At 44.8% G+C, this 8423-nt stretch carries 8 protein-coding genes; 3 read left to right on the forward strand and 5 right to left on the reverse strand.

Annotated elements, in window-relative coordinates; all coding sequences use genetic code 11:
* Positions 1-76: 76 nt before the first annotated feature.
* Positions 77-619, forward strand: coding sequence for a hypothetical protein (locus H6G26_RS35555; RefSeq protein WP_242054140.1), 543 nt, complete (start codon positions 77-79; stop codon positions 617-619).
* A gap of 234 nt (positions 620-853) precedes the next feature.
* Here the strand turns inward: H6G26_RS35555 and H6G26_RS35560 are convergent, their stop codons facing one another.
* From H6G26_RS35560 to H6G26_RS35575, 4 genes are all read right to left on the reverse strand, one after another.
* The gene (locus H6G26_RS35560; protein ID WP_190735986.1) at positions 854-1222 is read right to left on the reverse strand and encodes a hypothetical protein; all 369 of its coding nucleotides are present in this window, start codon (positions 1220-1222) and stop codon (positions 854-856) included.
* A 394-nt stretch (positions 1223-1616) separates the two neighbouring features.
* Entirely contained in the window at positions 1617-4973 is a 3357-nt protein-coding gene (locus H6G26_RS35565; protein ID WP_190735994.1) for a PAS domain-containing protein, read from the reverse strand.
* Entirely contained in the window at positions 4951-5106 is a 156-nt protein-coding gene (locus tag H6G26_RS35570; protein WP_347242564.1) for a helix-turn-helix transcriptional regulator, read from the reverse strand. The genes H6G26_RS35565 and H6G26_RS35570 overlap by 23 nt, the downstream gene beginning before the upstream one ends.
* A gap of 176 nt (positions 5107-5282) precedes the next feature.
* Entirely contained in the window at positions 5283-5576 is a 294-nt protein-coding gene (locus tag H6G26_RS35575; protein WP_190735996.1) for a hypothetical protein, read from the reverse strand.
* Between the two features lie 58 nt (positions 5577-5634).
* Here H6G26_RS35575 and H6G26_RS35580 point away from each other — a divergent pair, with 58 nt between their 5' ends.
* Positions 5635-6765, forward strand: coding sequence for a transposase (locus H6G26_RS35580; protein ID WP_199327240.1), 1131 nt, complete (start codon positions 5635-5637; stop codon positions 6763-6765).
* 573 nt (positions 6766-7338) lie between these two features.
* On the opposite strand, the gene H6G26_RS35585 is transcribed toward H6G26_RS35580, so the two are convergent.
* A complete protein-coding gene (locus tag H6G26_RS35585) occupies positions 7339-7626 on the reverse strand; it encodes a hypothetical protein (protein WP_190735998.1) in 288 nt (95 codons plus the stop codon).
* A 273-nt stretch (positions 7627-7899) separates the two neighbouring features.
* Here H6G26_RS35585 and H6G26_RS35590 point away from each other — a divergent pair.
* Positions 7900-8423: response regulator (locus tag H6G26_RS35590; RefSeq protein WP_190735999.1), on the forward strand; the 524-nt coding region annotated here is incomplete at its 3' end.

The following is an 8423-nucleotide window of genomic DNA, read 5'->3' on the forward strand; positions in this document are numbered from 1 at the left end:
TACTTGAAGATTTCGGCTACTGCTGTTTACGAGAATCATAATTAAGTTTTTGCCGACCAATGGTCAGCAAATTCCAATGCCGACCAACGAACGACAACTGCGGTTTTTAGCAAAAGCTGAGTTGGAACCGACTGTACAAGCGAATGTATGGCAGCAGGCAGTAGAGCAAGCTGGGAATAAGATTTCTTCTGGTCGTATAGTGAAAGATGTTGTGGATAAAATACGCGAAAGTCCGAAAGTACCCAATCCTTACCATATTGGTGAAATATGCATCCTTCTGCCCAAAGATAACCTAGACTTGAGAGGTAAAACAGGTTATTGGGGCGTGGTAACTCATGTTGGGGAATACAATTGTACACTCCAGACATGGGACGGCGACTACACCGTAAAAATCGAACAGGTGAAATCACTAAAATTGCTTGATGAAGATTGCTTTTTTATGCAGCAGTTATGTGTGAGGTTACGGCAGTTGCATCAAGTGGCCAGCCGTGACCCTTCTGTAGATTGGCTGTTGCAGGGGTTGGGGAAACAAGCTAAACCTTATTTATCTTCGTTGCAGGCAAAGCTGCTGGTGGCTGTGGAACGGGAGTACAAAATCGAGTGGAGGCAACAGAAATGATGGTGCAGCTAGGAAACATTGAAGAAGGCAGGAGGCAGGAGGCAGAGGGCAGAAGGTTCAATGTTTTGTAGGGGATTCCAACCCCTCCTAAATTGGGGCTACCAAATTGAAAATTTGGTGGGGGTCTTAAACCCTTGTTCCATGATTGTCAGGCAGAGAGCAGAAACCAGTATTTCTTCTGCCTCCTGCCTTCTGCCCTCTGCCTTTCTTGATAATTTAATGCAACAAAGTTCACTAAACTCGTTTAGTTTCAAATATTTCTCGCCACAATTTAAATTCCGGACAATTGCACCAAAGGGTAACGAACCCATCAAAAAGTTTAGTTTCTGAATTTTTAACTCCCCTCGGGAGAACTTGGATCAAGATAGGAATATCCAAATCACATTTCCAATTTTCTATTTCTTTTTGAAGTTGGGCAATACTGTCTTGATGGAATCCTCGGTCGTTGTTGGAACACTGAACAAGTAAACATCCATTATCAGAATCTTTGACTCGCTTGATTGAGAAATTAATCTGCGTCCACATTAATTGGACTTCATTGAAAATATTAGGCAAACCATAGTGATTGCCTAATATTGCCTTTCGGCGTTTCGATTCACCCATAGTCCCCCTCAGCAATACAAATTTTGACAAGGATGACGAAGAAGATTCCTTATCTTCTGACGACGAGTAAGCTCAGTAGCGCTCAGATTAACCCTCTGGGGATTATTAACTACTAATACTATTGTAACGATAAATCAAGGGTTTCAAGTATTTTGCAGTTGCAAGGATTGGGGAAGCAAAGCAAACCAAACCTTACCTGTCATCCTTGCACGCTTTGCTGCTGGCAGCTGTTGAGAGAGAGTACAACCTTGTGTGGAGACAGCCAAAGTAAACTTGATCGTTAATGCAATAATTCAAAAATTACCTCATTGCATGAAAGCGGTAACGCGAACGCGAACTGCGTCTGGTAGAGTTGCCATGCCGGAATGGCCTATCGCTTCAATGAAAGAGTTGATCAGGGTAAAATGGTCGTTTGAAATCCTTCCAATAAAACTGCAATCGCTCTGACTAACTGCTCTGGCTCCACAGGTTTTGTAATATGAGTTTGAAATCCGACCTGAAGTGCCCGTTGCTGATCCGTTTCTGTGGCATAAGCAGTTAGTGCAATTGCTGGGATCATTCCACCTAGATTAGATGGTAGCGCTCGAATTTTCTCTATTAGCATATAGCCATCCATCTGGGGCATCCCAATGTCACTCACTAGCAGGTCGGGAATGGATTGTTCCAATGCTTGTAATGCCTCCAATCCAGAAGCAACAGCCGTCACGGTTGCCCCACTCTGTTCCAAAACAAAAGTTTGAAACTCACGGGTATCTGGTTCATCATCTACCAACAAAATTTGAATACCTGCTAACGGCAATCCTGTCTCTGCTTGGGGCCCGATAGGTTGAGGTGCAATGGGTGATATCTGTTGCATCGTCGGCAATTGCACAATGAAGGTTGCACCTTGCCCTTCACCGAAGCTCTCTACCAGCACTGTTCCCCCGTGCATCTCAACAATTTGTCGCACAATTGCCAGCCCTAATCCCAAACCGCCAAACTTGCGCGTGGTTGAACCATCCTCTTGTCGAAAATACTCAAACACATAAGGCAGAAACTGCGGATTGATACCTTTACCTGTGTCGATGACTCGAATTTGTGCCAGCCCGTCAAGCTGTCGCAGTTCAACACTCACTTGTCCGCCGTTAGGCGTGAACTTGACAGCATTGGTCAACAAGTTCCAAACAACCTGCTGCAAACGGGCTACATCTCCAGAAACCAGAGCGCTCTCTGGAGCAAGATCCAGCACGATCTCAATGTTTTTTGCCTCTGCCGCCAATCGCACTATTTCTACAGCAGCAGAAATCACAAAGGTCAAACTAACAGGAATCACTGTTAAAGATAGTTTGCCTTGTATAATGCGGGAGAAGTCAAGCAAGTCTTCAATCAATTGCGTCTGTAGTTTGGCGTTGCGTTCAATGATTGCTAAAGCTTCTCGTTGACGAGCAGCATCGAGTTTGCCGTTTTGGAGTAATTGAGTCCAACCCAGGATGGGATTGAGGGGTGAGCGCAACTCATGAGACAGCACCGCCAGAAATTCATCTTTGATGCGGTTGGCGTTTTCGGCGACTTCTCGTGCGGTTTGTTCTCGCTGTAAAAGTTGTTCTCGTTGAGCCTGGGCGCGTCTGAACGCATCAATGTCTGTGCCAGTGCCAAACCATTGCACAATTTGTCCTTGTTCGTCACGAATGGCGATCGCGCGCGAGAGAAACCAACGATAGGTATGATCAGCCTGGTATTTCAAGCGAAATTCAGCTTGATAGGGGCTTCCGGTGGCCAGGGCAGTACTCCACAGTTGACTCGTGCTTTCAAAGTCATCCGGGTGAATGATTTCAGTTGATGCGTGAATATCTTGAGTCTGCTCCAGTGTCAGCCCGGTATAAGTTGTCCATTGCTGATTCACATATTGCGTGTTGCCTTGAGCATCGCTAATCCAAACCTGTTGCGGCATTGCATCCGCCAGTTGGCGAAATTGCGCTTCCCGTTGCAAAATGGTAGCTTCTGCCTGTTTGCGAGCGTGGATATCGACTGATGCGCCGAACCAACGAATAATCTCGCCCGTTTGTAGATTTTGGTAAGGCTCGGCGCGAACAAGAAACCAGCGATAGGTTCCCGCCGCCGAGCGAATCCGATGTTCGACCGAGAAAACGCTGCTCGTACGCCGTGCTTCGTTAAACGCTGCCATTGTGCGCTCGCCATCCTCCGGGTGAACAAAATTAGCTGCCACCTGCGCTGCCGTCGTCGGTTCGTAAGGAACTCCGGTGTAGTTGCTCCATTGCTTGTTGAAAAACTCTACCCTCCCTTCGGCATCTGTAATCCAAACAATTTGTGGAACAGCATCTGCCATCACCCGAAACCGTTGCTCACTCTCACGCAAGGCAGCTTCGGCATAGGTACGTGAGAGCATTGTCCAGATGCGGTTTGCCAATTCACGCATCAACTCAATCTCATCAGTGCGCCAGTTGTATTGTTCCTGATGATAAACACCAAGTGTAAATTTCCATTCGCCGTCTCTAATCAAAGGCACATTTATAAACGAACCAATTTTGAGGGCGGCGAATCGCTCTTGGTTGGCAATGCGCGCATCTGTGGAAACATCCCTAACAACAATGGGGTTTCCAGTTCTGGCTATCTGGAAAAACTCCTCTGTAAGAAATTCCAGCAGCCGATAAACGCCTACTAAACTCGGTACATCCTCCTGGTACCAATCATCCTGGACTACGGCTTCGTTTGTTCTCTCGTTGATTTTGATGAAAGCACACCTGGACGTTTTAAGATAACGGTTCAACTGCTCGCCTACCGTCTGAAGAATATCGTCCACACTGGTTGCTTCAATCAAGTTCTGAGTAACTGTGGCCAGAAATTCGGCGTTCAGTTGTGCCTGTTTGCGTTGGGTGACATCGCTTGCTGCGCCAAGCCACTCCACGATTTCATGTTGTGCATTCAGCAGTGGGATCGCCCGCGAAAACGTCCAGCCAAGCGTCCCATCTCGCTGAATGACTCGATGTTCTAACTCAAACGTACTCTTGGTGCGAACCGCAGCTCGGATGGCAGCCCTCACCTGCGGCTGATCTTCGGTTGGAACGTACTGTTCCAGCCATGTGCCGCTTGAATTATCGATGCTGGCAAGAAAATTCTTGCCTTCGAGGTAACGCATCTCGCTCCAATCCGCGCTCATTTTATACACAATGTCTGAGCTAGCGGTAATGAATAAGCGCAGTTGCTCTTCTGAAGACCGCAAGGCAGCTTCGGCCCGCTTGCGATCGCTAATGTCAGCAGCGATGCCCGACATCCGTACAGCACGGCGCGGTTGAGTCTCAAAGAACGTCTGCCCAGTAATTGCCAGCCATCGCACCGCTCCATCTGAATGCACCACGCGGATTTCCTGACGAAGTGCGCCGTCACCATTAGGGTCAATGGCGCAGGCGAGCGCACAGGCGTAACCTGTGCGTTCGTCCGGGTGAATCAACGTGGCGAGTGCTTCCCTAAGATCCAGTGTGCTGTCGGTAGGTAGCCCAAAAAGCGCCAGCATTCGGGCATCTAATTCGGTACGGTCGTTCTGGATATCCCACACAAATGTCCCCATCTCTGCTGCATCGAGAGCCAGCTGCAACCGCGCCTCGCTCTGCCGCAGATTCTCCTCAACTCGCTGGCGTTCCTGCTGTTCGATTGATAACTGTTCATTCTCTTGGCTCACCGCTTCGTATGCTTGTGCAAGGCTCTTGTGTTCTTCCTTCAATTGCCGCTCGTTATTTAAAGGCATCTCTACCATGATGATAGCTCTTGTAATTCGCCATCCTATAGCAAGCCAGCGTCTGGCTGCGTCTTTTCGGGTGGCCGTTTTCCCAGCGATTAATCGTTAGAAAAGTCACTCCAAGTTTAGCCGCAAACTTCTCCTGGGTCACCTTCAGGGCTTGCCCAAGTTATCAAGAAAGCTCATATCTTGCACCTAACCAGAGAAACCACAAATTGGCGAATAAAGCGATAAAAGTATGACCAAAAGAGATAGATGCTAATTAAGTAAAGTCAAGTTTTTAATTTAACTGAAGTATCTAGTGATGTTACTGTTTCTAAGTCAGAGTTATGACAACCAAATGACTTCTCCACTCTGTCCTGTTACTGTTGTGATGTTTTGACAAATTTCTTCTACCAGTTGTTGAGCAAGTGCTTCTGGGATGTTGTTGTTCCCAAATATCACTTGAATACCAGGACTTTCAAAAGAAAATGCAATTTCACATTCCATTACTTCTATGCGGTAATCGCCCCAACCAGAGATGCTTCTTGAGGGTACAGAGTTTGGATGTAAAGCCTCGGGAAATAACTTAGAGGGCAAGTTAAACCAATCATCATCAGTTTGCTTAATCAGAAAGTCCATTTTAGATTTGCACTCTTGGTTCAAAATATGAGAGAAAGGGCGTGCAATATGGAAATTTATGAAAGTAAGAACAATGCTTGCCCACGCCCAAGAGTTAGTTTACACCTTGAAAGAGTTGATGCCCACACAGTACCAAAAAGATAACCTTGAAGCAATGTTGGGGTTATTCTTACAAGCGCAAGGACATCCGTTACCTGAACACAGTCAAACGAAATCTCCCAGTGCATTAAGTCGATTTTTAAATATTAATCCTTGGAGAACAAGGGAGATGATTCGTATAATTCGCCAGCACGTACTGCAAACACTCTTAAGGATTTTTTCCCAATCTAGTAAAGGACGCAAACCATTTTTACAGGTAATTGTCGACCTCACAACTTTAGAAAAACGAGGTAAATTTAAAGATTTTAAAGATTTAATAAGAGTTTATAACTCTAAGCGTGGTCTACATCTGGTAGTAGTTTATTTAGTTGTTGGAAAGTGGCGTATACCTTGGAGTTTCCGAGTATGGAGAGGCAAGGGTACTCCCTCTCCAGCACAGTTAGGATTAAAGCAAGTCTTGCGTTTGCCTAAATGTTTAACTCAAAAATTTCAAGTGATGATTTTGGCTGACACTGCCTTTAGCAGTGTTGAATTTCTTCATGGTGTACGCAAGCTTAAATATCATGCAGTCACGGGTATCCCTATTAATCGTAAATTAATTGATGGCAGAATTTTAAGACATTTACATAAGCAGGGGCAACAAGTTCGTTTGGTTGGTTTAAAGTTTCCCGTTACCGTATCTTGGTATTACTTAAAGCGCGATAAAGGCAAGCTTGAAAAACGTTTTGTTTTATCGACTCGACCCATAAAAGCTTCTACTCTCAAATGGTGGGGTAAACGTCGTTGGCAGATCGAAGGATGGTTTAAAACTGCCAAGCATCGCTTCGGTTTACATCGTTTTGGGCAAGGGACTCTGCTTGGTGTATATCGCTGGCTCATCCTTTCTCTTATTGCTTACCTCATAGCTCACTGGACTTATCTCCAAATTCAGTTCCCATCACCCCCTGATTGGGGTCAGGCTGCACAAACTGCACTTGAATCTATTTTCCCTCAAATAGTTGTGTCTCTTCTTTTACTTGAGATTGAACGATTAACTCCTCTTACACGTAGTTGTGGTTTTAACATTCATATTTCCAGGTGCAAGATGTGAGTTTACTTTGTGGCGCATAACTTGAGCAACCCAGTTTGAAACCATAAAGTGAGCAAATTCCTCATCTTATGCTTTCAGTGACAAGAGCGATCGCCCATAGTCAACACAAAATAAGGATGCATTATCTTTTATCCGATATAATCTACGATTAAAACACACGAAACCCCAGACACAACACTTTCACCAATATGCGATCGCGGAGGGAGCATGTTGGCAACGGAATATAAACTATTGCGCTGCGGATGAATTTTGTTTGTCTTTGGTATCGCCTTTGATGCGTAATCCAGGGATACACACTTACATGGTGCTAACTTTTAGTTATAGTTAGCCGTAACTTATTATAGGCACAATTAACTATAGCTTTGACTGAGTGCAAAGATAGTTTACAAAAATTGCTCAGGCGGTTGCCATAATATTGGTTTAGCGAAGTATTGAGGGGCAGGCATCTGAAGAATGCATTCGGGAAAACTTTTCTCCCTTGCTTCGTGCCTGTCCCTCAATCTCTAAGATTCGGATCATGGATAACTGCAACTGCCTTGATGGTCAACCGTCTGGGAATACAAATTGTCTGCTTTAATTACAAAAATCATCTACCCGAATATCCCGCCAGACATCAGAAACCTGCCAGCCAGAGTTGCCCACAGATTGTACTGGAGGATTGTCAAGGAATGGAATATAGTCGGGAACTCTAGGCTCTGAAATTGCTACTGGTTGCTCCTCAACCACAGGGGCTGAAGAATTGACAGTATTAGCTTCTTGAAGTTGGTCTTCTGCTTCTTCAATTAGCTTCATCTGTCTCAGGGTAAGCTTGTCAGATTTTTTGATGATTTTCAAAGTATGTATCTCATTAGAAGTATTCATTGGCTGTTCCCTCGAAGGCATTGGCTTAAAATTTGGACTCAAGTAAAGTTGCCAGAAATGAAGTATTAATAATTGCACGGAGTATACAAGATACACTAAATCTGTAGAAAAGACGAGTCTCTTGTTGAAGAATTTATTAATTGTGTACAAATGTGTTTTCGGGTAGATGCCCCAGCATAATAGGAGCACAAATGCCTTAAAGCGATCGCTTCTTCATCATGACTGTACATCAGGATTGTTTTGCGTTTTTGACTCCTAATAAGCAGATAATGGATGCTTGAGAGTTCTCGCTTATTAGGAACAGCGTTGAGAAACTTATCAGGTGATAAAGGCACAATCTTAGTAGTAGATGACGAAGCCAGCATCCGCAAGATTTTACAGACGCGTCTTGAGATGATTGGCTACAGTGTAGTTCAGGCAAGTGATGGTGAAGAAGCTCTATCAGCTTTTCGTCTCTCGACTCCTGATTTGATAGTTCTGGATGTGATGATGCCAAAGCTGGATGGCTACGGTGTATGTAAACAATTACGCTCATATTCAGATGTGCCAATCATCATGCTTACAGCCTTGGGAGATGTAGCAGATCGGATCACAGGGCTGGAATTAGGGGCTGATGATTATATGGCGAAACCTTTCTCTCCCAAGGAATTAGAGTCAAGAATTCGCTCGTTACTGCGACGAAGAAACGATACAACAACTACTGCTATTTCTAATTTGGGAGTAATGGTTGTAGACAATCTCAAAATTGATACCAATAAGCGACAAGTCTACAAAGCAGGTGAGCGGATTCCATTAAC

The sequence above is a fragment of the Nostoc sp. FACHB-888 genome, assembly GCF_014696655.1.
Lineage (GTDB): Bacteria > Cyanobacteriota > Cyanobacteriia > Cyanobacteriales > Nostocaceae > Nostoc.